Raw genomic sequence first — 24,314 nt, 5'->3', positions numbered from 1 at the left:
CCGGATCCCCTCACGAAATGCCCGCCGCTCAGCGGTCAGGCCCCCACCCTCTGGATACCTCACCTCATCGGCATACCGCGGGGATCATGAACCGTCACTACCCGACGACAATCCGAAAACCTCAGTAGTAGCTGCGTGACTTCTGCTGCTGGTGCGTCAGTGCCTCGTCGGGGCCCGAAGCTGGAACCGTTGCTTTTGTCTGAGGACGAGCGGGCGGTGTTGGAGCGGTGGACGCGTCGGGCGACATCGGCCCAGGCGCTGGCCCTGCGGGCGCGGATTGTGCTGGCTTGCGCGGGCCGGAGGTGCCGCCGATCGTCGCGGTCGCCCGTAGTTGCGGGTGAGCGTGGACACGGTCCGCCGTGGCGGCGGCGCTTCCTCACCGACCGGCTGGACGGACTGGCCGACGAGCCCAGGCCGGGCCGGCCACTCACCATCAGCGTCGACCAGGTGGAAGCGGTGGTGGTCACCACGCACAACTCCGCACGCTCCTCGACGGACAGCACGACTTCGCAGCACGAGGACCCCGAGGCGACATGAAAACAGCCTAAAGACTTAGGGCCGCAATTACCGGTGCAGGACACTAGCGAGGCGCCCTCAGCGGTCGCCGCGCTGCTGCGGCACATCACCTGACACCCCCAGTCGGCCGACAGGGCGGGCGGCGACGTCCTGGTGCGTTCGACGGGGGCGTCTGCCTGTCACCATGCCACTGGAAGGGGCAGGGCGAAAGCGGACGTGGGGGGGCGCCGATCCCGCGAATCGAGATGGGCATGCCGTGAGCAATCCTTGCCCGCTTTGGTCTTTCTCGCAGAAGAGGACGACTGTGTGGACGGCGGGAGCCGGCCCGTACACCCGGCCATCGTAGGTCCCCACTGCCAAGGCACCCGCGATGTAGCCGTCGGTGTCGATGCCGTACTGCTTCCAGCGGCTCAGTGCGTCGGCAGGCGCGCTCTGCTGCACATCGGGATTGTCCGGCATCAACAGGGGCCGGCAGCATGCGCAAAATGCCTGCCGCAGGACCACGGCCACGAGCGACGGCCCTGGGGCTCTGCGGTGCTCGACACGGCGGCGAGCGGACACACAGAGGCACCCAGCAGGAGGTGCCGCACACCGAGAACGTGGCCACGGGGTGGTGGAGCGACCACCTCGGCACGTCAGTCCCGCCCAGCACAGGGGAGCCCTGCCGAAGGCACCCGGCGCATCACCGCCTACCGTGCACGAGCTCTGGTCCGATGTGACGACGCTCCCCTACGTCACGGCGCACTGTGCTGTTCCGGTACCTGCCCCACAGCACCTCGCGGGCCACCCCGCCCACTCCTGCGATTTCTGCCTGCGTTTCTGCCTGGGACCAGCGGCCGGCCGCTGGTTGGCTGTTCCTTGCGGATGGGAACCGGGCCTCGCCGAACGGCGCGGTCGCGCTCCAGCGAGATCACTGCCCGTACAACGAGCCGTCAGGCCCTGCCGGGCACCGGCCGCCGCCTACCGGATAGGCGCAGCCGTCCGTCCTGCTTCCGCCCGTCGTAACCCCTGAAGTCATTTTCCCTGAGCGGAGAGCAACGTGAGCCTGGTGTTGACAACCGCCTCCGTTCCGGACCGGGACAAGGTCGCGTACTGGAACGAGGCGGTGAGCAGGACGTTGGTGCCGATGTCGGTCGCTCCGCGGGACGACGGCCCGTTCGACGGCCGGATCACCACCCACCACCTCGGCTATCTTCAGGTCTCCACCATGGAGGCCGACGCGGAACGACTCAGCCGCACCCCGGCACTGATCACCCAATCGTCCGAGGCGCTGGTGGCGGTCAAAGTCCAGGTATCCGGTACGGCCACCTTCATCCAGGACGGCCGGCGGGCGGAGGTGTGCGAAGGAGACCTCGTGGTGTACGACACGACACGGCCGTACTCCTTCGACTATCCGCGGCGGTTCGCCACGCATGTCTTCCAACTGCCCCGCCGCACTCTGGGTCTGCCAGACAGCGACATCCGGCAGGTCACGGGCAATGTCATCGGTACAGGGGGCGGCTTCGGCGCGATGCTGCTCCCGTTCCTGACCACCCTGGCTTCCTCGGCCAATGGCTATCCCCCGGCCGTCGCCAACCCGCTGGCCGGCAATGTCGTCGATCTGTTCGCCACTCTGATTGCCGAGCAGGTTCACCTGTGCGGCACGGACTTGGACACCGCCCGCAGCCATCTGCTGCTACGCGTCCGCGAGCACATCGACCGGAACCTGGGCGACCCGGGCCTGTCGCCGGAGAGCATCGCTCAAGCGCATCGGATATCCGTCCGGTATCTGCACCGGCTGTTCGAAGGCGAGGGGATCACTGTCGGACGGCTCATCCAGCAACGGCGCCTGGAGGAATGCGGCCGAGAACTGGCGCGCCGTGGCAGGACAGCCCTCACCGTGTCCGCGGTGGCCCAGCGGTGGGGTTTCGTCAGCCCCGCCCACTTCAGCCGTGCCTTCCGCGCCACCTACGGCGTCTCCCCTCGTGAATGGCGTAGCCTGCGCACCGGCCGGGACCAGATCGTGCGGTCCGTGGCCGGTACGCCGACGCCATCGACCACGGTGGCCGACTGACGGAGGGCCGGCTCCCGGGTCCTGGAGCGTAAGGTGCCCGCTGGGAGCCGCACCGTGCCCGTGGCGGCAGTACCCGGGCCCGGCAGCCGCAGTACCGCTTCCGCAGCCCGATCAGGCACCCGGCGTGCTGAACAACTTTTCGCCCCATGCCCCTGGCCTTCCCCGACTGGAGACCGTGTGACCGACTTCGTCCCTTCGCCCCGTCCCCACACGGTCCTGGACGACCCCACTCGAGCGTTCGTGGACAGACATGCCTGTCTACGGTCGGCGCGCTCCCCAGATCCGGAACAGGCCCGGCTGGGCCTGGCCCGTCTCCAGGGGAAGGGCAGCGATCTCGACCTTCTCGACGAGGAGGCCACCTCCGCGCAGTGGTTCGCACTGCCGGGCGGGCCGACCGGTCACGTACGGGTGCAGGTGGTCAGGCCCGTCGACAGCGTCGGCAGGGTTCCCGTTGTGCTGTTCCTGCACGGGTTGGGCTGGGTTCTGGGTGACGCCGGCACCCATGAGCGCCTGGTGCGTGCGTTCGCCCTCGGTACGGACGCTGCCGTGGTCTTCGTCGAGTACGAGCGCGCTCCGGAGGCGCAGTACCCGGTCGCTCTCGAGCAGTGCTACGCGGTCGCGAGGTGGATCTGCGAGCGAGGCGGCGAGATCGGTCTGGACGGGAGCCGGATGGCCGCCGTGGGCGACTCGGCCGGCGCCAACCTGGTGGCGGCACTGACCTTGCTCGCCAAGGAGCGCGGCGACGTGCGGCTGCTGCAGCAGGTGCTGCACTGCCCGGTCACCGACGCCGACTTCGACACTCCTTCGTACCAGGAGTTCGCCGAGGGTTACTTCCTCGGCCGCGAGACCATGCGCTGGTTCTGGGACCAGTACCTGCCCGACGTGCGGCAGCGGAGCCTGGCCACCGCATCACCGCTGCAGGCGAGCGTGGAGCAGCTCACCGGGCTCCCGCCGGCACTCGTGGTCACCAGCGAGGCCGACGTGGTACGCGACGAGGGTGAGGCGTATGCGGCCAAGCTCCGGGCGGCCGGCGTGGCGGTGGTCTCCATGCGCTACCACGGCACGATCCACAGCTTCATGGTGCTCGAACCGCTGCGTGACACGGACGCTGCACGCGCAGCCCTCGTCCAGGCTCTCGACACCTTGCACGTCGCTCTGCACCGGCACCGCGGCTGATTCCCCCGCTCCCTGTTCTACGGGCATGAGCTCACCGGCTGCGGCCGGCGTGCCGCGCTGCTGGATCCGATGCGCACGGTCGGGCAGCCGCCCGGCGCGGAAGCGGACCTGTCGGCATCGGCGCGTCTCCGAGGGCCGGCATCGCTTCGGCGCTGCGGCCGGTCCGCCCCACTCAGGAAGGCACCGCTTCTCAGACCGCAGCCCCTCGGGACACCCGCACCCAGACAGGTCACGGCGAGCGCTTTCCCCTCCATTGGAGTGAGTCCAGGAATTTCTGCGCGGTTTTCAGGACTGTGTTGTCGGCCGCGTCGTCCAGGTCGAGGGCCTGACGGAGACAGGATCGGGCTTCCGGCGTCCTCTCCCCGTTCGATCAAGGACTCCCCCAGGCCCTGGGAGCGCCCTTCCCTCCATGGGGGGGATGCCGATGCGCTGGAACTGGGCCGCCCGCCCGGCGACGCTCCGGCTCGTCACCAGGCCTTCTCGATCCCCCGGGCGCGCCTCGGAATTCTCGCTCGGGCAAAATCATCACGTCGTTCGGGTCAGGGGTGCAGCGGAGGGGTGGCCGGGTGACCGAAGCGGGTCCGGAGTTCGGGACGCTGTTGCGGCAGTTGCGCCTGGGGGCGTCACTGACGCTGGAAGCGTTGGCGGAGGCGTCGGGGGTGAGTGTCCGTGGGATCGGGGATCTGGAGCGGGGGCGGGTCACGACTCCCCAGCGCAGGACGGTGGCCGCGCTCGCGGACGGGCTGCAATTGGGCAAGGCGGATCGGGAGCGGCTGCTGGCCACCGCCCGGATCGGCCGCAATGCTCGCCCGCAGCCGGCGGGGCTGCGTGCCTTTCCCCGCGGTGTCGACGATTTCGTGGGCCGGGAGGTGGAGCTGGCGCGGTTGACGGCGCTGGCCGAGCAGGAGGCTGTGGGGATACCCGTGGTGGTGGCTGTGTCCGGGCCGCCCGGCACCGGCAAGACCACGCTGGCGCTGCGCGCCGCCAACGAGCTGGCCGGGCGTTTCCCGGACGGGCAGCTGATGCTCGATCTGCGGGGCATGGACGACGAGCCGCCCGGTTCGGCCGAGCTGCTGCTCCGCGTGCTGAAGGCGTTGGGGGTGGCGGACCGGGACCTTGCGAAGGCCGGCCCGCAGGGGCATCCGGATCTGTGTCGGCGGGTGCTGGCCGAGCGTCGCTGTCTGTTGGTGCTGGACAACGCCCGTGACGAGGCCCAGGTTCGTCCCTTGCTGCCGGGCGCGGGTGCGGGGATGGTGGTGGTCACGAGCCGGAGGATGCTCACCGGCCTGGAGAGCGTCCACCGCCTGGCCCTCGGCGAGCTCAGCCCGGCCGAGAGCACCGCTTTTCTATCCGCCCTGGTGGGACAGGAGCGCGCGGATGCGGACCCGGGCGCGCTGGCCGAGGTTGCTGACCGCTGCGGACACCTGCCGCTGGCTCTGCGTGTGGCAGGCAACTGGCTGGCCACCCGCACCGGCTGGACGGTGCGACGTCTGGCCGACCGACTCGCGCTGGAAGAGCGCCGCCTGGACACCCTGGTCGCCGGCGACCTGCGCCTGTCGGCGGCCTTCGACCTGTCCTACCGCCAGCTCACCCCCGCCGCCGCCCGCATGTTCCGGCTGCTGTCCCTGGTCGACGGGCCCGATGCCGGCGCCGCCGGCGCCGCCCAGTTGACCGGGCAGCCGCTGTTCGACGCCGAGGACACCCTCGAGGAACTCGTCGAGACCGGCCTGCTGGGCACAGACCAGGACCGCTACCGCCTCCACGACCTGCTACGGCTGTACGCTCGCGGCAGGCTGCGGACCGAGGAACCGGCCGAGGTGGCCGAGGCGGCCCGGTCGGCGCTGCACCGCTGGCTGCTGGAGACCACCGTCGTGGCCGGCCGCTGGTACGAGCCCGGCCACGGCGCCCCGCCCGCCACGTGGCAGGGCACCGTCGACCTGTCCACCGCCGAGCACGCCCGCCAGTGGCTTCAGACCGAGGGCGTCAACTGGCTGGCCGCCCTGCGCGCGGCCGCTGCCGCAGGCGACCACGCCCGTGTGGTGGAGGTTGCCGAAGCCCTGCACTGGTTCTCCGACCAGTGGATCTTCTGGGGACACTGGCCCGAGGTCTTCGCCACTGCCGCCCACTGCGCCCAAGCTCTCGGCGACCCCCTCCTCGAAGCCACCCACCTCAACTACCACGCCTGGGCCCTGCTCGTCTGCGAAGGCCGCCACCAGGACAGTCTCGACCACTCCGCCCTGGCGCTCGCCGCAGCCCGGCGCGCCGGCGACCTCCCGCAGCAGGGCTGGGCCCACAAATACACTGCGTGGACCTTCAGACTGCTCGGCGACTATGCTGCTGCGTCACATCACAACCGTGAGGCGGCCAGGATTTTCGAGGCCGCCGGTGACCTCCACGGCGCCCTCCAGTCCAGGGTCGAGCACAGTCAGATCCTTCTGGACGGTGGCCGACACCAGGAATCCATCGCGGAGATTCTCGGCACGCTCTCCTTCCTCGACCAGGTCGTTGACCGCATCGAACCGCACATCGCCGACTTCACTCGCACGAACCTGCAGATGACCATCGGTGGGGCCCATGCCCACCTCGAGAACTGGTCCCAGGCCGCCGACCATCTGCGCACCGCCGTGGCACTCTGCCGCACCAGCCGCAACACAGCCATAGAGAGCCGCGCCCTGGTCCACCTCGGCAACAGCCTGCTGGCCGCTGGGCACCTCGCCGAGGCCCGGGACGCCTTCACCCAATGCCTCGCCCTGGGCGCGGCAGCCGACCCCCACGGCCTCACCGAGGCCCAAGAACGCCTCGCCGAACTAGCGTCCTGTGCGCCAGTAGTTGATCGTTAGAGACAACGTGACTTCTGCTGCTGGTGCGTCAGTGCCTCGTCGGGGCCCGAAGCTGGAACCGCTGTTGCTGTCCGAGGACGAGCGGGCGGTGTTGGAGCGGTGGACGCGTCGGGCGACACCGGCCCAGGCGCTGGCCCTGCGGGCGCGGATTGTGCTGGCTTGCGCGGGCCGGAGGTGCCGCCCATCGTCGCGGTCGCCCGTAGTTGCGGGTGACCGCGGACACAGTCCGCAAGTGGCGGCGGCGCTTCCTCGCCGACCGGCTGGACGGACTGCCGACGAGCCCAGGCCGGGCCGGCCACCCACCATCAGCGTCGACCAGGTGGAAGCGGTGGTGGTCACCGCGCTGGAACAACTGCCGAAGAACGCCACCCGCTGGTCGCGGAAATCGATGGCCCAGCACAGTGTCCGCCGAAGTCGACGGTCGGCCGGATCTGACGGCAGTTCCAGCTCAAGCCACATCCGACCGACACCTTCAAGCCGTCGACGGACCCGTTGTTCGTGGAGAAGGTCCACGACGTCGTGGGACTGTACTTCAGCCCGCCCGACGGGGCAATGGTGCTCTCGGTGGACGAGAAGTCCCAGACCCAGGCCCTGGACCGGTCCCAGCCGGTGCTGCCCATGATGCCCGGCATGCCAGAACGGCGCACCCACGACTGCGTCCACAACGGCCTGACCACCTTGTTCGCCGCCTTCGACGTCACGACCGGCGAGGTCGTCACGGCTCTGCACCGCCGTCACCGGGCCGTGGGCGCAAGAAGTGCCTGATCCGGATCGACAAGGAGGTGCCCGCTCATCTGCAGGTCCACCTGGTCGTGGTCGACTACGGCACCCACAAGACCCCGGCGATCAGGGCCTGGCTGGCCAAACACCCCGGTTCGAGCCGCACTTCCCCCCGGCCGGCTCCTCCTGGATCAATCAGGTCGAGCGGTGGTTCGGCTACCTCGCCCACCAGATGATCCGCCGCGGCGCACACGAGAACATCCAGGCCCTCGAAGCCGACATCCGGGCTGGGTCAAGGACTGGAAGGAAGACCCCAAGCCGTTCATAGCACTGATGGGTTTTCGGATCGCGCACGAGGAGTCGACCTGTGGGCCGCACCACGTGGCCGGTGCACCTGGTCGGCCGCCGTAGGATTCTTCTCGCCGCTGGGCGCTTCGCTCCTGTTCAGGCGCGATGTCGGAACGGTTCTGGCGTAGGGGATGTGAGGTGACGGGGTGGCCGAAGTGGGCGGTGCGGGGTTCGGGGCGCTGTTGCGGCAGTTGCGGTTGGAGGCGTCGCTGACGATCGAGGCTCTGGCGGAGGCATCGGGGGTCAGTGTCCGAGGGATCGGGGATCTCGAGCGGGGTCGGCGGGCGACTCCCCAACGGGGAACGGTTGCCGCGCTGGCGAACGGCCTGGGGCTGGATGAGGCGGCTCGGGAGCGGTTGCTGGCCGCCGCCCGGTCCGGCCGTAATCCGCGCCATGGCGCGGTTGGAGTGCGCGCTTTCCCGCGCGGTATCACTGATTTCGTCGGCCGGAAGGTGGAGCTGGCCCATCTGGCGGCACTGGCCGGCAGGGCTGCCGTCATGCACCCCGTGGTGGTGGCGGTGTCCGGGCCGCCTGGGGCGGGCAAGACCACCCTGGCTCTGCATGCCGCCCGCGGGTTTGCCGAACACTTCCCCGACGGGCAGCTAATGCTCGACCTGCGAGGCTTGGACGACAGTCCGCCGGACACGGCCGAGCTGATGCTGCGCGTGCTGAAGGCGTTGGGGGTGGCCGACAGGGACCTTGCGAAGGCCGGCCCGCAGGGCCACCCGGAGCTGTACCGGCAGGTGCTGGCCGAGCGTCGCTGTCTGCTGGTGCTGGACAACGCCCGCGATGAGTCCCAGGTCCGCCCGCTGTTGCCGGGGGCGGGGGCGGGGATGGTGGTGATCACCAGCCGAAGGATGCTCACAGGTCTGGAGAGCGTCCACCGTCTGCCCATCGGCGAGCTGTCACCTGCCGATGCCGCCGCCTTCTTGACCGCCCTGGTCGGACAGGAACGTGCGGACGCCGACCCGGTTGCGCTCGCCGAGGTCGCCCGTCGGTGTGCGCATCTGCCGCTGGCCCTGCGCGTGGCGGGCAACTGGCTTGGTACCCGCACCGGCTGGACCGTGCGCCGCCTCGCGGACCGGCTCGCGCTCGAAGAACGCCGCCTGGACACCCTGGCCGCCGGCGACCTGCGCCTGTCGGCGGCCTTCGACCTGTCCTACCGCCAGCTCACCCCCACCGCCGCCCGCCTGTTCCGGTTGCTGTCCCTGGTCGACGGCCCCGAAGTCAGCGCCGCCGGCGCCGCCCAGCTGACCGGGCAGCCACTGTTCGACGCAGAGGACACCCTCGAGGAACTGGTCGAGACCGGATTGCTGGGCACCGACCGGGACCGCTACCGCCTGCACGACCTGCTGCGGCTGTTCGCCCGCAGCCGACTGCACGCCGAAGAGCCCTCCGAGAACAGCGAGGCGGCGCGGTCGACGCTGCACCGCTGGCTGCTGGAGACCGCCGTCGTGGCAGGCCGCTGGTACGAACCCGACCACGGCGCCCCACCCGCCACCTGGCAGGCCACCGTCGACCTGTCCACCGTCGAACTCGCCGGCCAGTGGCTCCAGGACGAAGGCGACAACTGGCTCGCCGCCCTGCGCGCGGCCGCTACCGCGGGCGACCACACCACCGTCGTGGAAGTCACCGAAGCCCTGCACTGGTTCTCCGACCAGTGGGTCTTCTGGGGACACTGGCCCGAAGTCTTCCGAACCGCCGCCCACTGCGCACAGGCCCTCGGTGACCCCCTACTGGAAGCCACTCACCTCAACTACCACGCCTGGGCCCTGCTGCTCTGCGAAGGCCGTCACCACGACAGCCTCGCCCGCGCCGCCCAGGCCCTCGCCGCCGCCCAGCGCGCCGATCACCTCCCCCAGCAGGGCTGGGCCCACTTCTACAGTGCCTGGGCCCTCGGACTGCTCGGCGACCACGCTGCGGCGGCAGATCACAACCACGAGTCAGCCCTGCTCTTCGAGGCCGCCGGCGATCTCCACGGCACCCTCCAGGCCATGACCAGTACCGCCTACAACCTCCTCCTCGCCGACCGGCACGAGGAATCACTCGCGGAGGACCTGCGCGCGCTAGCCTTCCTCGACCAGGCCGGCGACCGCATCGAACCGCACATCGCAGATTTCGCCCGCGCAAACCTGGAGATGAACATCGGCCGGTCTCACACCTGCCTCAAGAACTGGCCCGAGGCCGCCGACCACCTGCGAGCCGCAGTGAACCTCGGGCGCAACAGCGGCAACAAGGGTCTGGAAAGCCGCGCCCTGACCCGCCTCGGCGACGCCCTGCTGGCCGCCGGCCACCGCGACGAAGCCCGGGACGCCTTCACCCGGTGCGTGTCCCTCGGCACGGCAGCCGACCCCAGCCACCTCACCGAAGCGCGGGAACGCCTCTCCGCCCTCGGCACCCTTGGAGCACCGCCTCGGACCGTGCCCGGCTCGATTGCCCGCCGTGCAACCGGCACCGAGTACCCTTCCGGCCCGCCTGAGCCGAGGGACCCGTCGGCGGGGTCGGGCGGCTGAAGGCCGCATCCTTCCGGTGCGGGGGTGCCCTGGTCGCCTACGCGGCAACAGGGCGTCTTCCCTTCGGCAGTGGTGCTGCCGACGCCGTTGCCTTTCGTGTCCTGTCCGCCGAGCCCGCCCTTGACGGCATGGACGGTGATCTGCGCCAGCTGGTGGAGAGGGCCCTGTCGAAGGCCCGCCCCGAGCACCTCAACTACCCCGCCACCAGGACACATACCCAGTGAAAGAGGAACCCAGCAGTAGTTGTTTCGTGGGTCGTTCGAGGTAGAGACGGGTGCGAGCATCACGGTGGATCCGTGTCACGACGATGCGGTGACACCCGCTCAAGGGGAAGAGGCACGCTGCCCTTGCTGCCGGTACTGCGATGGCGCGCATCCAACGTGCTTACGGAACACACGGGCGAAGTGCTCCGGGTTAGGGAAACCGCAGCGCCTACCGACTTGAGATACTGGGTCAGTGTCTACTGCGAGCAGATAGCAGGCAGCTTCGATGCGCAACTCGGTGAGGTATTGCAGAGGAGTCTTTCCGGTGGCTGCGGAAAAACGACGCAGGAAGTGGTACCGGCTGAGCCCTGCTTCCTTGGCAAGCTGATCAAGCGTGATACTCGAGGAGAAATTCGCGCTCATAAATGTGGTCACCGCTTGTAGCTGCTCCGGGCTAAGACCTCCGGTGTGCGGTGAGGCGTCGCGGCGTGGATGGAGTAGATATTCAGCCAGGTAGTGGGCTGCACTCAGGGCATAGCGCTCTCCTGCACCTGTCTTTCGGGCGTGAAGTAGAGTTTGCGCCATGGATGCGAGATGTGGATCGAAGGCGCGCAGTGTCTGTAATTCCGAAACATCACGGACAGGAGCGGTGGTGTGCGTTTCCAGTGCTCGCTGAAGGACTTCTACGGAAAGCTGGACATAAACGACTTCGAATGGGAGACGTCTGGGCGGTGTCCTGCCGAGCCGGATCAAGTTGTTGGGTGCGACCCGGCAGACCTCTCCAGGCCTGAGCGTGGTACGTAACCAACCGCGATTCTCTCGACCTTCAATTTGACACACACCTCGTATTGGCGTGACGATGCCGAACCACTGATCCGGCAATTGGTATGTCCAGGTGCCGCTGTCGTGTCCAGCGGCTCGCTCTTCCACAACGAGTTTCCGACAGGATTGGTCTCGCCACGTAATGATCACGTAGTTTTCCCTTGCGTGGGGTCGGGGAAACGAGGAGTGACAGGAGCCAGGTCCGTCAGCCTCAGGGCTGCAAAGAAAGGGGGCCACTGACCGCACCGAATCCGACTGGCCGCTGCAAAGACGGATCGAAAATCCACCTCGTCACGGACCGGAACGGTCTACCTCTGTCGCTGGGCATCTCCGGCGCCAACTGCACGACAGCCTCGGCCTGAAGCCGCTCGTGCGCGGGATGCCACCGATCCGCTCACGCCGCGGCCCGCGCCGATGGCTCCGCAAGCGAGGCATCGGCAGTTACCCCTCAACGACGCCTCATCGCCGCTACCGAAACGGCGAGGTCAACGGCACCCGCATGTAGGCCGCGTACGAGCCACACCTACGGCGGCCCCGCCCGGTCTTGACGCGCGACGCCATCGGGGGCGGGGACGTGCCCGCTGACGTGCGGTGCCGGGGGTGTGCGGCGGTGTGTGGGATGCGTCAGTTGGCTTGGGGGGTGGCGGCGTCCGGGCTGGGGTACCACTCGGTGATGGATGACTCGCTCACGCTGTAGGTGCCCGGGAGTTCGATGAAGGCAGGGTCGGAGTCTCCCTCGCCGAGGGAGATTTCCGCCGCGTCGACTTCCACCACGTCCTCGGCCCGGGTGGTGTTCGGTATGAGGACGGCGTAGGCGGCCGTGGTGCCGGAGAGCTCGATCGTGTCCGGGGGGGTGAGCTTCATCAGTTCGGCCGGGTAGGGCGTGGTCCTCTCGGAGGAGTTGAAGATGACCTGGGGCGCTTCGTAGGACAGCCGGCAGGCCATGTGGTTCTGTGCCTTGGCGGTGACGACGAGGTAGTCGCCGTCCCCGGCGGTGACGGAGAAGTCCAGGTCGCCGGTGCGACAGGAATCACCGAGTTCCCGCGCGGGCTGGTCATCGGCGTCCGACTGCTCGGACGAGCCGCCCGAGCCGCCCGAGCTGTTCGAGTTGCCTGTCGTCGTGCTCGTGGAGCCGGTGGAGTTCGTGGTCGCGGCCGGGGTCCCGGGGGAGCTCTCGGCGGGAGCCCCGGTTCCGCCGGTGGTCGAGGACGAGGGTTGCGCCGAGCTTTGACCCGCGGTCGCGGTGTCGTCGTCGGAGTCACAGGCGGTGAGGCTGGCGGCGAGGGCCACCGCGGCGGTGACGGCCAGGACCAGGCGGGTGGATTGGGCGGCGAGGTGTGAACGCATGGGAATCTCCAACGACTTGTCGGGGTAAGGGGGCTCAGTGGTCGAAGCCGGTCGCCTCGCCCTTGTCAGGGTCAGGGGGGCGATCGCCGGCACAGGTGTTCAGCGGCGCATGGGTACCAGGTTGCCCCGCCGGTGGGCGGCGATGAGCATGGGGACCGCGAGCAGCACGCTGATGATGACGGGCACGATCGACGCCTCCAGACCGAACTCTCCGCCGGTCACCAGGTCGGGGCCGGTCGGAGTGGTGGTCATCAGGCCCTCCGAGGCGTGGTCGGAGACGGGGATGCCGATCAGGCCCACGCTGGTGTTCCAGGCGAAGTGCAGGCCCACGAGAACCAGATGTTGCGCGTCCACGGGAAAACGCGGCACCGAGGAGGACGTCGGCCTAGATGGCGATCGCGGTCGAACTCCACAGTGTGGCACCCGGGTTGGCCGCGTGCAGTCCGCCGAACAGCGCCGCGGTGATCGCCAGAGCCGCCCAGCTGCCGCACAGCTTCTCCAGTGCCTGGAGGGCGAGGCCGCGGAAGAGCAGTTCCTCGGTCACGGCGGCGCCGACCTGCATCGCGGCCATGCTCGACACGATCGACAGCCCGTTACCGGGCCGCTCGTCGAACGAGAACTCGGTGAGGAGCATGAGCATCGACACGGTGATGAACCCGAAGCCGATCACGCCACCGAACAACGCCTGTGTGACGGCCCCCGACTTCGCGATCTCCGGCATGTCCCGCCGGGCGACGTAGCGCATCACCGCCCAGTAGATGACGACTGCCACGGCCGCACCCAGGACGGCGACCACCCCACCCACGGAGGCCAGGCTGGACGCCAGGCCCACACCCACTATCCCGGTCAGCATCCAGCCGAGGGGAGACCGGAAGAAGCGGCCGGCCTTTTGGCGTGTGGGCTGGGGCGACGCGGTGCGCGTCGTACTCATGACGACCTCCGTATGGCATCGGCGCGTGCCTTCCGCGACCTGCCGAGAACGCTATGAGAATGCCGACTCCTGCGAATCACCCCTGAGTGGACAGCTCCGGGTAGCTCTCACGGGGGACACGGGGCGCCGGATGCCGCGAAAGGCGGGGCGTTCACGGTGTGACACCCGGGACCGCACCGGGCTTGCACCTCACGTCACGTGAGGAGGCACCGTGAAGGGCTTCAGAGAAGGGAGCGGAAGTGAGCTACTCCGTGGGACAGGTCGCCGGCTTCGCCTCAGTGACGGTGACGCGTCCCGACAACGTCGTCGACGACGCGAGCACCAAGGCGGCGCGGGCGGGCTTCGAGTTGCTGAAGTTCGACCTCGATCACGGCCAGGTGCACGTCGAAGGGCCGGTCGGGCCGGGTCGCCGGCGTGGGACATCGCCGGGGGCACCCGGGCGTACGTCCGGTCCGAGTACACCCATGGCTGCAGTTCCGGATGGTGCTTGACGTCTCCAACGACGACCCTGAAAGTCAGGCCGAGAGACTTGCTGAGCAACTCGTGGCGGGTGACCCACGTCAGACAGCCGAGGTCTGCGGCGGATCTCCGGAGTACGCCAGACAGCTTGGTCACCCGTGGCCGCAACGGCGGAGGACCTGAACGCGAGGAACACCGCACCCCGACAGGAACAGTGCAGGGTTGGAACACTGCCTCTTCACCAGTCGGCGACGTGTTCGCCCCGGCCGCGGCTGCGGTGGATGCTGTGTGGCCCGGAGTCATCCCCAGCCTGCCGCCGGCGGCCTCCTATCCCGTCGCCGTCGACCAGCCGCCTGTGCCGGGGGAACCGGCCGAGGCCGTCCGGCTGCGCCAAGCGATGGCCGAGACGGTCATCGCCGGCGGCTGGGCCGTCTCCGCACCGGTGCGCGACGCACTGCGCACGGTGCCCCGACACCGCTTCGCTCCCGAGAAGGACCTGAAGACGGCGTACGACGCCGGAGACGTCGCCATCGTCACCCGCCGCGACGAAGCCGGTCGCGCGACGAGCTCGGTGTCCGCGGCATGGCTGCAGGCCGACATGGGAGTGGTACGTCCACGCCTTCGGTGACCAGGGTTCCGCCCTCGGCGAGAAGCTGGCGGAGGCGGTCCGGGCCTGGGACCGGGACGTACGCGGCGACGGCGGCGCGAGCAGCGTTCCGGCCGTGACCGTGCACCCCGCCGGAACGCCGGACCACCGGCCCCCCCCCGGCGACGTGGTGGACAAGAACCACTGCCGCGTCGTGGTGCAGTGGCCCGGCCGTGACGCCCTCCTGCCCTCACCCGTTGACCGGGGCGAAGCACGGGCCGTTTCCGGGGAGGGCATGTGACGGGTGGGCCGGCACAGGCGGCGGTCTTCGCTGCGCCGCCAGCACGTGACGAGCAGACGCGGGTGCGGGGCGCTCACGCCGCCGCGGCACGCAACCTCCAGGTGACCGCGTCCGGCCCGGAAGTACGGGGCCGGCAGGGCCGCACCCTCAGCCGGCAGGCCGGGAGCTGCTGGATCGCCCACCGCAACCTCCCCGCCCCGCTCATCCCCCTCTGCCTGGGCACGTGGACCGTGATCACCCTGGCGGCCGCCGGTCATCTGAACCTCCCGCCCGACCATCACCTCGAGGAGACCCCTTCGTCATGAACAGCCCGCACGTGCCCTCGCTGCTGGGAGTGTTCGCGCACCCGGACGATGAGAGCCTCCTGGCCGGCGGCGTACTCGCACAGCACCGCGCCGCCGGGGCACGCACCGGTGTCGTCACCGCCACCTGGGCGCCGGACAGCAGGCGCGCGCCCGAACTCGCCGCGGCCCTCGCTGCCCTGGGCGCCGGTGCCCCGCGGCTGCTCGGCTACGGCGATGCCCGAAACCCCGAGTCCGCCCCCGGTGAGTCCCGACTCGTCGACGCGCCCCTCGACGAGGCCATCGGCCGTCTCGTCACCCACATCCGCGACTTCCGCCCGGAGATCGTCGTCACTCACGACGCGGTCGGCCAGCTGACCGGCCACCCCGACCACGTACGCACCCACCAGATCACCCTGCTCGCCGTCGGGGCCGCCGGTCTCGAGCCCCTCTACCCCGAGGCGGGCGCCCCCTGGCAGCCGTCGGCGCTGTACGCGGCCACGCATCCGGAGGCGGGCGTGGGCCGACTCAGGACCCTGCTGGAGAGGGTCGGGAAGAGCGTACTTACCGTCCCCAACGCGTATGTGACCACAACCGTCGACGTCAGCCCGTGGGCCGGGGTGAAGTGGTCCGCCATCCTCGCCCACCAGGGGGAGGTCGCACGCGAACGGCCCCTGCCCGGCATCCTCGCCCGCCTGCCCGAAGCCGAACGCAACGAGATCATCAGCACCGAGTCCTTCACCAGGCTCACCCCCGGCCCCGTCGCGGGCGACCCGTACCGGCTCCTCGCCTGACAGTCACGCCCCCCCCCCGCACGCCGCGCGCACCGCACAACTGGAGTCCAAGATGACCACCACACCTACCTCGGACAAAACACCGAGCGTCTTCACCGACGAAAAGTACGGGGCCCAACGCACCGAGGCCGCCGTGTGGGCCGGAGCGTCCGCACTGATCACCGACCGGCGCGGCCGGGTCCTGGTCGAGCGCGTCAGCTACCGCGACACCCGCGTCCTGCCGGGCGGCGCGGTCGACAAGTGCGAGTCACCCGCCCACGCCGCCGCCCGCGAGCTGCGCGAAGAACTCGGCGTCACGATGGCACTCGACCGCGGGCTCGCCGTGGACTGGGTCTCCGCCGCCGGCGCCAACGCGCGCCCCGCCATGCGGTTTCCCGGCGAGGTCCTGCACGTCTTCGACGGCGGGACGTGGAGCGACGAACAGATCGCCGCCATCCGGCCCCGCGAAGGCGAGATCGAGGCGGTCGAATTCGTCGAACCCGCCCGCCTGCCCGAGCTGATGTCACCCGACAACGCCCGCCGCGCCCTGTCCGCGCTGCGCGCCCGTATCAACGCCGCCGGCCCCGCCCTGCTGGAGGACGGTCTCCCGATCGCCCCCACCGTCCTGGACCAGGCCGGTGTCCTGCGCACCGCCCGCGCCCGGCACCACTTCCCCTTCCATACCGGCCCGGCTCCGGAAGACCTCCCCGTGCACCAGGCCTGGGGCTGGCTCTTTGCCCCCGACGGCCGCGTGCTCGTGCTACTGGAGCCGGACACAGGCGCGGCCTGCCTGCCCGGCGGCACTCCCGAACCCCAGGACCGTGGCGACCCTCTGCTCACACTGCGCCGGGAAACCCGCGAGGAGGCCGCAGCCGAGGTCGGGGAGCCGCTGTTCATCGGGCACCTCTCCGCCACCGACGAAACGTGCTCCCGCCTCCGGTACGCCGCCGTCCTCACCCGCCTGGGGCCTGCGCCTGTCGATCCGGCCACCGGCCGCACCTACATCCGCATCCTGGCCACACCTGAACAGGCTCTGGAGCTCTTCGACTGGGGCGAGTCGGCCGCCGACCAGCTCGCCGCCCTCCACCAGGCCCGCACCCGGCTCAACATCCCCAAAGCCGTACGCCAGCCCATCACCGAACCGGCAGCCGACACGTTCACCCTCTGATAGCCCCTGCCCGGTTCCAAGCACGTCGGGCCACACCGAAGCGAGAACCGCATGACCAGCTCTCACGCCATCCCTGCCGCCAACGCCAAGGGAGCCGAAGATGACGAAGGGCGTACTGGCGGCTGCCTGTGCGGACGCATCCGTTTCACCGCACGAGGCCCGGCCGTCTTCCCCCACACCTGTGCTTGCTGCCACTGTCAAAAGCTCGGCGGCACACCAGTGATGTGGTGGGTGGGATTCCAGACGGTCACCTGGACCGGTGAGGGTGGCGAACCAACCTGGTACGAGACCTTCGAAGGCGAGGCGAAGCGCGGCTTCTGCCCGACCTGCGGCAGCCGCCTCGCGGCAATCGACAGCGACATCCCAGAGGTCGGCATCAACGTCACCGCCCTCGACGACACCAGCGGCCCAGACCTCGTGCCGATCCACGCGTCCTTCCGCGACAATGCCGTGCACTGGCTGCCTCCCGTGCCGGAAACCGAGCACCACACGGCTGGATAACCGCCGTCCACCGATCGGCAAAGTCACCCGCTCCCCAGGGCGGCCCGACCTCACCAGCGTCGTCGCCTTACCGTCCCGTGCCCCCTGGCAGGACACCGAGAACGTGCTCTCCGCGAGTTCCGCTCCCCCGGCTCGCACCCCGGACGCCCACAGCCGCGAAGTCCCCGGAGGATCCAGCGCCAAGCCCGGCGAGCCCCCTGCTCATGGCCGCGGCCGAGTGCACCGAGGGGACCGGCCTACCCCGGCACGGCTCCACCTCGTCGGCGCCCACCAGGCGGCCGACGCCCTGTCCGCCCTCTTCATCCGGCGTTCGCTGGACTGCTCCGTTCGCTGTTACGCGATCGGGGAGGACGGGTGGTCTCTGACCGGCGGGGCCGGCTCAGGTCGCCACGCCGAGGAGGCTCGCAAGAACGGACGCGGACTTCGGGTCTGAATCCGGTTACACGAGCAGGCCGGTGTGGGGCTGGGACGCCGGCTGCTGCCGGAAGACCTTCCTCAGTGCTCGGTTGATCTCGGGGTTGCGGCCGGGGAACGCACGGGCGGATCGGCTCGTAGCCGCACGCGGTGTACAGGCCGAGGGCCGCGACGTTGCGTATGCCGGTTTCCAGCAGGACCTCGGTGGGGCCGCGTCCAGGTCCTCGCCTCCCGGGTAGGTCGCCACCAACTCCAGTGGGTCAGAGGACCCGTTCTAGATCTTTGGCAGGCGGGTGCCCAGATCGCTCGTCATGCCGATCTTGCACTTGCTGCGGCCTCGGCCTGGTGTCCTGCATTCATCGACGTCATGGGCGCGCAGAAGGCACACCACCTCTTCACCCGCCTCATGAGGACCTCCCAGCAGATACCTCAGCTCTTCGCTACCCACGCGCTGCCTCCCTTTCTGTCCTTGGCCGTCATCACGATCAGCGTGGACGTGACGGGTGAACCTGCCCGCCGATCACCCCGCGTTCACTCGTTCAGGTGAACGGGTTGAGCGTCCGGGCAGGTTTCGGAACGTTGCCCATCACGGGACGGAAGGGCGAGCCCTCGTAGCGTGGAGTCCCCCACTGACGTTCCGACGTCGTCCGGCAGTTCACCGCGTAAGGCCGCAGTGCTCCTCACCGTCTGATCCACGACCGGGGCCGCAGGCACCCGTTGTGGATGGCTATCTGCCGCCGACCCCGGCCCGCTCGGAGCCGCGGTTGGCCGGTGTCGAGGCCGGTTCTTCTTGGGCGAGTGCGGTCGCCGGGCCGGAACGGCCGGTCGGGTCCCTCTACCTCGTTCACCTGTGGGAACGGGTGTCCGGGCGGTAACCGGACAGCGTCCGGCGACGTTCCGCCAACGTTCACTGACCCGCTGCGATCCGGTCGCCTGATCGGCTGCACTGTTTCCCGGCCCCTTCAGGGCGGCCAGGAACAGTGCAGGAGACGAGGGCGGGGCGGGAGCGGTTTTCGCATGGTGACGATCAACGTGGGGGTGCTGCTCGCGGTCATCGTGGTGATGCGGTTACGCCGCAGGACTCAGGCCAGAAGCCGTGTCGAGGAACGCAACACCGCGCTCTTCGTCCTGGCCCTGGGCATCGTGATCGCGCCGACCCCGCTGGGCCAGGGCATCTTCAACGTGATCAAGCAGCTGGTGAACGGCATCTCTCAGGCCGGCACATGAGCCCTCGATCCCGGAGCACTCGCCGCTCCGCCGCCCGACGCCCAAGCCGTACGTCTCCCGCCTCTCGACGCCGGTCCGCGCCTAGGCGTCGCCCGGCTTACTACTGCCGAAGGCGGACGCCTGGCTGGGAGCAGGTCGGTCTGCTGTTGCTGGTGCTCGCCGTGGTGTGGAGCCTGGTGATCGGCGCGCTGCGGTGGCTGGCCGCACACCCCTGGGTGCCGATCGTGCTGCTGCTCGTCGCGGCGGCGGCCGGCGGGGTGTGGATACACCGGCGCCGGGAGACCGCCCGCTGGAACCGGGTACGGGAGCAGGGACTGCGTTACGCGATGCCACAGATCGACGCCCTGCACCACCGGCAGTTCGAAGAAACCGTACGGGATCTGATGCGCCGTGACGGCTGCCCCGAGGCGATCCGGGTCGGTGGGGCCGGCGACAATGGCGCCGATGTGAAGGCCACGGACCCCTTCGGCCGCCTGTGGGTGATCCAATGTAAGCACCGCACGGCCGGACTGGCCGGATCCGCGGTCGGAACCCCGGACCTGCACGTTCTCAACGGCACCGGCCGACCCGTCCACAACGGTGACGTTGTCGTGCTGGTCACCAACGGCCGCTTCACGGACAAAGCCGTCGCCTTCGCCCGTTCCCAGCGACTCCACCTCGTCGACCGCCACCTGCTCGCCCAGTGGGCCGCTGGCTCTACTCCTCTGTGGGAACTCCTGAGCGCGGTTCCCTCCCCCCGCCGTCCCGCCTCCGGGTTCTGAACCCTGCCGAGGCGCGGTGGCGACAGGTGGCCGAACGGACAGACTCACGGTGACTTCCTCAACGCATGCCATCCCACGACGGCCAGGTCCGCACCGGGGTCGTGCAGGCGCAGCCGTCCAGCAGTGTCACAGCCGGGTCCGACTCCAACACAGTTGTCGGATGCAGCGCGGCAAGGTAGCGGGAAAGCAGCTGGTCAGGACGTCGCTCTCAACATGGCGGCCCAGCCGTCTGACCGCCGGAATCCGCTGGAGCGGTCTAGGGTGCCTGCCTGGTCCGTGGGCAGTCACGCTACCTTTGGCCGGATGCAGCCCGTGCCAGGCCGGTCTCGCAGAGGTGTGTATCTCCTGGTGAGTGGCGTGGTCTGCCGGACCGCGACGAGTAGGCTGATCGTTCGTATCGGATCGGGGAGGTCGGCGTGGACTATGGCGACAAACTCTTCTGGCTCTCGGTTGTGATCCAACGCAAGTACGCGCAGATCTGCACCGAGTTCGACTTGACGCCCTCGCAGGCCACGCTGCTCTGCGCAGTCAGGAACGAGCCGCGGCAGATGGCTGACCTCGCCGCGTCGTTGGGTATGACCAAGAACGCATTGAGCCAGCTGGTCGATCGCACCGCGCGGCGCGATTTGGTCGGCCGTGCAAGCTCGGCGCAGGACCGACGGGTCGTCATGCTCAGTGCGACGCCCACGGGGAAGGTGCTCGGCGACGCCGTTTACGCCCAGGTCGCCAAGCGCCTGCCCGAGATCGCGAGGAACCTCGACGCCGACGACCAGCGCGACTTCGAGCGCGTGGCCACCGCCATCGTGGACACCTCGGACCTCTCGCCCCCCTCGAACCAACCCATCACACCGTGAGGTCCCGCTGCACCCGCACCCTTGACGACGTTCATGCCGTGAACTAATTTTGTTCACGCCATGAACTAGTGAAGGGTGGCAGCCATGAGCACACAGACGACCGGCACGATCGCAGTCTTCGGAGCGACGGGGCAACAGGGCGGGGCGGTGGTCGACGCGCTGCTGGACCACAAGGCGCGGGTACGGGCTCTGGTCCGCAACCCGCAGTCCGACCGGGCTCAGGCGCTGGCCGCCCGCGGCGTCGAGCTGGCGGCCGTCCGGGCCGACGACCCGGCGTCGCTGGCCGCCGCGCTGGCGACGGTCGAGGGGTTCTACTTCATGACCCCGGAGGCGAACAGCCTCGAAGAGGTCGAGGCGGAGATCCGCATCGGTACCGCGCTCGTCGACGCGGCGGCCGAGGCGGGCGTCCCGCACGTCGTGTTCAACTCGGTCTTCGGAGCGGACCGGGAGTCGGGTGTGCCGCACCACGACTCGAAGCACTCGATCGAGGAGCACCTGAGGAAGTCCGGCCTCAGAGCCTCGATGGTTCGAGCGACCGCCTTCATGGAGAACTTCGCGAGCGTGATGGCGCCGAGCCTGGAGCATGGGGAGATCGTGCTGAGGCTGCCGCTGCCGGAGGACGTGCCCCTGAAGATGATCTCGGTCAGGGACATCGGCCGGGTCGCCGCCGCGCTCCTGCTCGGCACCGCGGAGGCGCCCGGCGGAGCCGTCGAGCTCGTCGGCGACGAGCTGACGGGCCCCCAGATCGCCGCGGCGTTCGGCGCGCGCGCCGGGCTCCCGGCACGGTACGAGGCCCTCCCGTTGAGCGTGCTTCCCACCGACCTCGACAAGGCGATGTTCCGCGAGTTCGCGAAGGCGGCGGAATACCCTTCGGACCCCGCGGTGGTGCGCTCGATCGAGCCGGCCACCCTGGACCTGGCCGAGTGGATCCGAGCCACCGGCTGGACCGCGCCCACGAACGTGGCTGTTTCCTGAGCCTCCGGCCGCGATGAACACCCCGCCATCGTGCCCACGGTCTCGGCGCTCCGGGCACGGCAACGCATCCGCCAACGGTTGAAGCAGTCACGAAGCTCCCGGGGCGTGCCCCGGGGCCGACACCGGCACACTGGTTGTCGAGAGGCCGCCGGCCGACAGCGAGGTGAAGATCCACGTCCAGGAGGCCCCGGGCCGCCAACCAGAAGACCTCACCGACTACGCCCACGAGGCCGCCGCGCCGGCGTCAGGACCCGTATAGCGGATGGCCGGAACAGGCTTGACCGTGCCGACCATCCGCAACGGTGCTCGGCGCGTCTCTGACCGCCGCTGAAACCTTGTTTCCGTCTGACCAGAGGCGGATCAACTTCATTGAACCGTTTTCATCCCGTCCTGCAGGGGTGATGGGTCAGGTCAGCGGGGTGGTGTGACGAGGCGAGGCTCCTGGTCGTTGCGGTGGTGTTCTCTACGCACCACGCTTCGTCCGAGGAGCCTCGCCTGGTCCCGTATCGAGCCATGCTCGACCTCCAGCATGAGCTGGTCGAGCACGTCTCATGGCTCATCTATGCCCGAAGGTGTGAACGCGGCACGCGGTGGCGCAAGCTGGGCTGCTTCCACCAGGCCCTGCTGGCGCTGGTGCACCTGCGTAACAACGAGACGCTGCCCCAGCTCGCGGCGGGCTTCGGGATCTCCACCGCAACCGCCTGGCGGTACGTCGACGAGACCCTCGATGTCCTGGCCTCCCGAGCACCCGGCCTGCACGAGGCCCTCGTCGGCCTGGGCGAAGGAGACTTCCTCATCGTCGACGGCACGCTCATCCCCATCGACCGCATCGCCGCGGACGAGCCGTACCACTCCCAGAAACACCGGAAGCACGGCATGAACATCCAGGTCGTCGCGCGTCCGGACGGCACCCCGCCGTGGTTCTCCCGCGCAACCCCGGGCCGCACACACGACCTCACCGCGGCCCGAGCCCACGGCACCGTCCAAGCCTGCCTCACCCGGCAGACCCTCGTCCTCGCGGACCGCGCCTACCAGGGCGCCGACGCCACCTTCCGCACCCCGTACTACCACCACAGCGAACAACCCGAGCACTACCAGCAGTTCAACCGCGACCACGCCCGACTCCGCGCCCCCGGCGAACGCGCCTTCGCTCAACTCAAGACATGGCGGCCACCGCGGCGAGCCCGCTGCTCCACCCGCCGCATCGGCACAGCCGTCCAAGCCGTCCGCACCCTGCTGACCTGCACATATTCAGGATGACCTCTGACCTGCTCAAACGTGACTTCACCGCATGCCGTCCGAATGAGCGGTGGGTCGCCGACTTCACCTATGTCGCCACCTGGTCCGGTATCGTCTACGCGGCCTTCGTCGTGGACGTGTTCTCCCGGGCGATCGTCGGCTGGTCGGCCGCGACCAGCAAGCGGGCCAAACTCGTCCTCGACGCCCTCGACATGGCCCTGTGGCGCCGCGACCGGGTCGGCATCCCCGCAGGTCCCGGGCTCGTTCATCACTCGGACGCGGGCAGCCAGGGCGAATGCAACCGGTCGTCGCAACACCTTGATCACGGAGGTCTTGGATGGGACGACAGGGGAAGCCGATGCCGCAGGCGCCGGCCGGGGCGCGACGGCAGTGGGCCGCGGATCGCGCGATGCGGGCGCCGATGCGCTCGCCCGGCCGGCCGGAGCCGTCGCGTGCTGTGCAGCGGTAGTTCTGGCATCTGATCGCGTCGAGGGTCACAATGGTCCAGGCCGCCGAGGGGGTCGACGTGTCGGGCCCGGTCGGGATCCGATCGTTTCGACACGCTGGCGGCATGGCCGCTGAGCCTGGACGAGCCCACGGGCCGGTACTTGTCGTTTTGCCGAGCGTAAGAAGATCGCGCTGCTCAAGGCCCAGGACAAGGGGGTACGCGAGATCGCTCGCACGATCGGCCGTGGCCCCGGGACCGTCTCTCGTGAACTGCGCCGGAACGCTGCGGCCAGGGACGGGCAGCCCGTCTACCGCGCCGTGGTGGCGCAGTGGAAGGCACAGCAGGCCGCAAAGCGTCCGACGGCCGGCAAGCTGGTGGGACACGAGCGGCTGCGTGAGTAGGTGCGGGACCGGCTCGCCGGGAACGTGCGTAGGCATGACGGCACGATCGTCCCGGGCCCCAGGACACCGCGGTGGAAGGGGTTGAACAAGCCTCGTCGCCAAGACCGACGCTGGTCGACGGCATGGAGCCCGGAGCAGATCGCGCATCGGCTGAAGGTCGACTTCCCCGATGATGAGTCCATGCGCATCAGTCACGAGGTCATCGACCAGTCGCTGTTCATCGAGGGGCGTGGTGCGCTCAAGCGTGAGTTGGTCACGTGTCTGCGAACGGGTCGGGCGTTGCGGGAGCCGAGGGCCAGGTCACGCAACAAGCCTCAAGGGCGGGTGCTAAGAAGCTGTTGTCTTTCCGGACGTGATCGACGCGTTTCCGCTGGTCGGGGATAGGGGTGGTGGTTCCGTGGGAGTGGTGGCCTGTCGGGTCGTCGTTCCCGGGGAGGTCACGGATGCCGTCGGTTGT

20 protein-coding genes and 4 pseudogenes are annotated in these 24,314 nt (G+C 69.4%); 18 read left to right on the top strand and 6 right to left on the bottom strand.

Annotation, left to right across the window (positions count from 1 at the left end; all coding sequences use genetic code 11):
• A pseudogene (locus tag RM812_RS43420) lies at positions 1–63 on the bottom strand (helix-turn-helix domain-containing protein); the annotation flags it as partial.
• 1,492 nt (positions 64–1,555) lie between these two features.
• Here RM812_RS43420 and RM812_RS37275 point away from each other — a divergent pair.
• From RM812_RS37275 to RM812_RS37255, 5 genes are all read left to right on the top strand, one after another.
• Positions 1,556–2,569: an AraC-like ligand-binding domain-containing protein gene (locus tag RM812_RS37275; protein ID WP_311584292.1), complete on the top strand. Its 1,014-nt coding sequence runs from the start codon at positions 1,556–1,558 to the stop codon at positions 2,567–2,569.
• Between the two features lie 177 nt (positions 2,570–2,746).
• On the top strand, positions 2,747–3,745 hold the full coding sequence (locus RM812_RS37270; RefSeq protein WP_311584288.1) for an alpha/beta hydrolase: 999 nt from the start codon (positions 2,747–2,749) through the stop codon (positions 3,743–3,745).
• A gap of 566 nt (positions 3,746–4,311) precedes the next feature.
• Entirely contained in the window at positions 4,312–6,585 is a 2,274-nt protein-coding gene (locus tag RM812_RS37265; protein WP_311584285.1) for an ATP-binding protein, read from the top strand.
• Between the two features lie 498 nt (positions 6,586–7,083).
• Positions 7,084–7,350 carry a hypothetical protein gene (locus tag RM812_RS37260; protein ID WP_311584282.1) on the top strand — a complete coding sequence of 89 codons (267 nt, stop codon included), beginning with the start codon at positions 7,084–7,086 and terminating at the stop codon, positions 7,348–7,350.
• Between the two features lie 449 nt (positions 7,351–7,799).
• Positions 7,800–10,166 carry an ATP-binding protein gene (locus tag RM812_RS37255; protein ID WP_311584279.1) on the top strand — a complete coding sequence of 789 codons (2,367 nt, stop codon included), beginning with the start codon at positions 7,800–7,802 and terminating at the stop codon, positions 10,164–10,166.
• A 323-nt stretch (positions 10,167–10,489) separates the two neighbouring features.
• Here the strand turns inward: RM812_RS37255 and RM812_RS37245 are convergent, their stop codons facing one another.
• The gene (locus RM812_RS37245) at positions 10,490–11,299 is read right to left on the bottom strand and encodes an AraC family transcriptional regulator (RefSeq protein ID WP_311584276.1); all 810 of its coding nucleotides are present in this window, start codon (positions 11,297–11,299) and stop codon (positions 10,490–10,492) included.
• A 119-nt stretch (positions 11,300–11,418) separates the two neighbouring features.
• On the opposite strand from RM812_RS37245, the pseudogene RM812_RS43160 reads away from it, so the two are divergent.
• A pseudogene (locus RM812_RS43160) lies at positions 11,419–11,672 on the top strand (transposase); the annotation flags it as partial.
• 143 nt (positions 11,673–11,815) lie between these two features.
• On the opposite strand, the gene RM812_RS37235 reads toward RM812_RS43160, so the two are convergent.
• The 3 genes from RM812_RS37235 to RM812_RS37225 form a co-directional block, all read right to left on the bottom strand.
• Positions 11,816–12,538 carry a hypothetical protein gene (locus RM812_RS37235; protein ID WP_311584273.1) on the bottom strand — a complete coding sequence of 241 codons (723 nt, stop codon included), beginning with the start codon at positions 12,536–12,538 and terminating at the stop codon, positions 11,816–11,818.
• A gap of 99 nt (positions 12,539–12,637) precedes the next feature.
• Complete coding sequence (locus RM812_RS37230) at positions 12,638–12,892, bottom strand: hypothetical protein (protein WP_311584270.1); 255 nt, start codon at positions 12,890–12,892, stop codon at positions 12,638–12,640.
• Positions 12,893–12,923: 31 nt separating this feature from the next.
• Positions 12,924–13,469: a CPBP family intramembrane glutamic endopeptidase gene (locus tag RM812_RS37225; protein ID WP_311584267.1), complete on the bottom strand. Its 546-nt coding sequence runs from the start codon at positions 13,467–13,469 to the stop codon at positions 12,924–12,926.
• 745 nt (positions 13,470–14,214) lie between these two features.
• Here RM812_RS37225 and RM812_RS37220 point away from each other — a divergent pair.
• The 12 genes and pseudogenes from RM812_RS37220 to RM812_RS37165 form a co-directional block, all read left to right on the top strand.
• Positions 14,215–14,556 (top strand): hypothetical protein, encoded by a 342-nt coding sequence (locus RM812_RS37220; RefSeq protein ID WP_311584265.1) that lies wholly within the window; start codon positions 14,215–14,217, stop codon positions 14,554–14,556.
• Positions 14,557–14,811: 255 nt separating this feature from the next.
• Entirely contained in the window at positions 14,812–15,120 is a 309-nt protein-coding gene (locus RM812_RS37215; RefSeq protein ID WP_311584262.1) for a hypothetical protein, read from the top strand.
• Entirely contained in the window at positions 15,117–15,890 is a 774-nt protein-coding gene (locus tag RM812_RS37210) for a PIG-L deacetylase family protein (protein WP_311584259.1), read from the top strand. Before RM812_RS37215 ends, RM812_RS37210 begins: the two co-directional genes overlap by 4 nt.
• 52 nt (positions 15,891–15,942) lie before the next feature.
• Positions 15,943–17,037 (top strand): NUDIX hydrolase, encoded by a 1,095-nt coding sequence (locus tag RM812_RS37205; protein WP_311584257.1) that lies wholly within the window; start codon positions 15,943–15,945, stop codon positions 17,035–17,037.
• A 51-nt stretch (positions 17,038–17,088) separates the two neighbouring features.
• The gene (locus tag RM812_RS37200) at positions 17,089–17,538 is read left to right on the top strand and encodes a GFA family protein (RefSeq protein WP_311584254.1); all 450 of its coding nucleotides are present in this window, start codon (positions 17,089–17,091) and stop codon (positions 17,536–17,538) included.
• Positions 17,539–18,969: 1,431 nt separating this feature from the next.
• Entirely contained in the window at positions 18,970–19,179 is a 210-nt protein-coding gene (locus RM812_RS37195; protein WP_311584251.1) for a hypothetical protein, read from the top strand.
• A 143-nt stretch (positions 19,180–19,322) separates the two neighbouring features.
• Positions 19,323–19,940, top strand: coding sequence for a restriction endonuclease (locus RM812_RS37190; RefSeq protein WP_311584295.1), 618 nt, complete (start codon positions 19,323–19,325; stop codon positions 19,938–19,940).
• Positions 19,941–20,356: 416 nt separating this feature from the next.
• Positions 20,357–20,794 carry a MarR family winged helix-turn-helix transcriptional regulator gene (locus RM812_RS37185; RefSeq protein ID WP_311584248.1) on the top strand — a complete coding sequence of 146 codons (438 nt, stop codon included), beginning with the start codon at positions 20,357–20,359 and terminating at the stop codon, positions 20,792–20,794.
• Positions 20,795–20,878: 84 nt separating this feature from the next.
• Entirely contained in the window at positions 20,879–21,769 is an 891-nt protein-coding gene (locus RM812_RS37180) for an NmrA/HSCARG family protein (protein ID WP_311584245.1), read from the top strand.
• A gap of 513 nt (positions 21,770–22,282) precedes the next feature.
• Positions 22,283–23,029, top strand: a complete 747-nt coding sequence (locus tag RM812_RS37175) for a transposase family protein (protein WP_311584243.1) — start codon at positions 22,283–22,285, stop codon at positions 23,027–23,029.
• 5 nt (positions 23,030–23,034) lie between these two features.
• A pseudogene (locus RM812_RS43415) lies at positions 23,035–23,319 on the top strand (DDE-type integrase/transposase/recombinase); the annotation flags it as partial.
• A gap of 47 nt (positions 23,320–23,366) precedes the next feature.
• Positions 23,367–24,211, top strand: a pseudogene (locus RM812_RS37165) (transposase); the annotation flags it as partial.
• Here RM812_RS37165 and RM812_RS37160 read toward each other — a convergent pair.
• A partial coding sequence (locus tag RM812_RS37160; protein WP_311584298.1) for a hypothetical protein occupies positions 24,111–24,314 on the bottom strand: 204 nt, incomplete at its 5' end. The pseudogene RM812_RS37165 and the gene RM812_RS37160 sit on opposite strands and share 101 nt — an antisense overlap.

The organism is Streptomyces lancefieldiae, from assembly GCF_031845825.1.
GTDB classification, from domain to species: Bacteria; Actinomycetota; Actinomycetes; order Streptomycetales; family Streptomycetaceae; genus Streptomyces; species Streptomyces lancefieldiae.
This window is presented reverse-complemented; position numbering and strand designations above follow the sequence as displayed.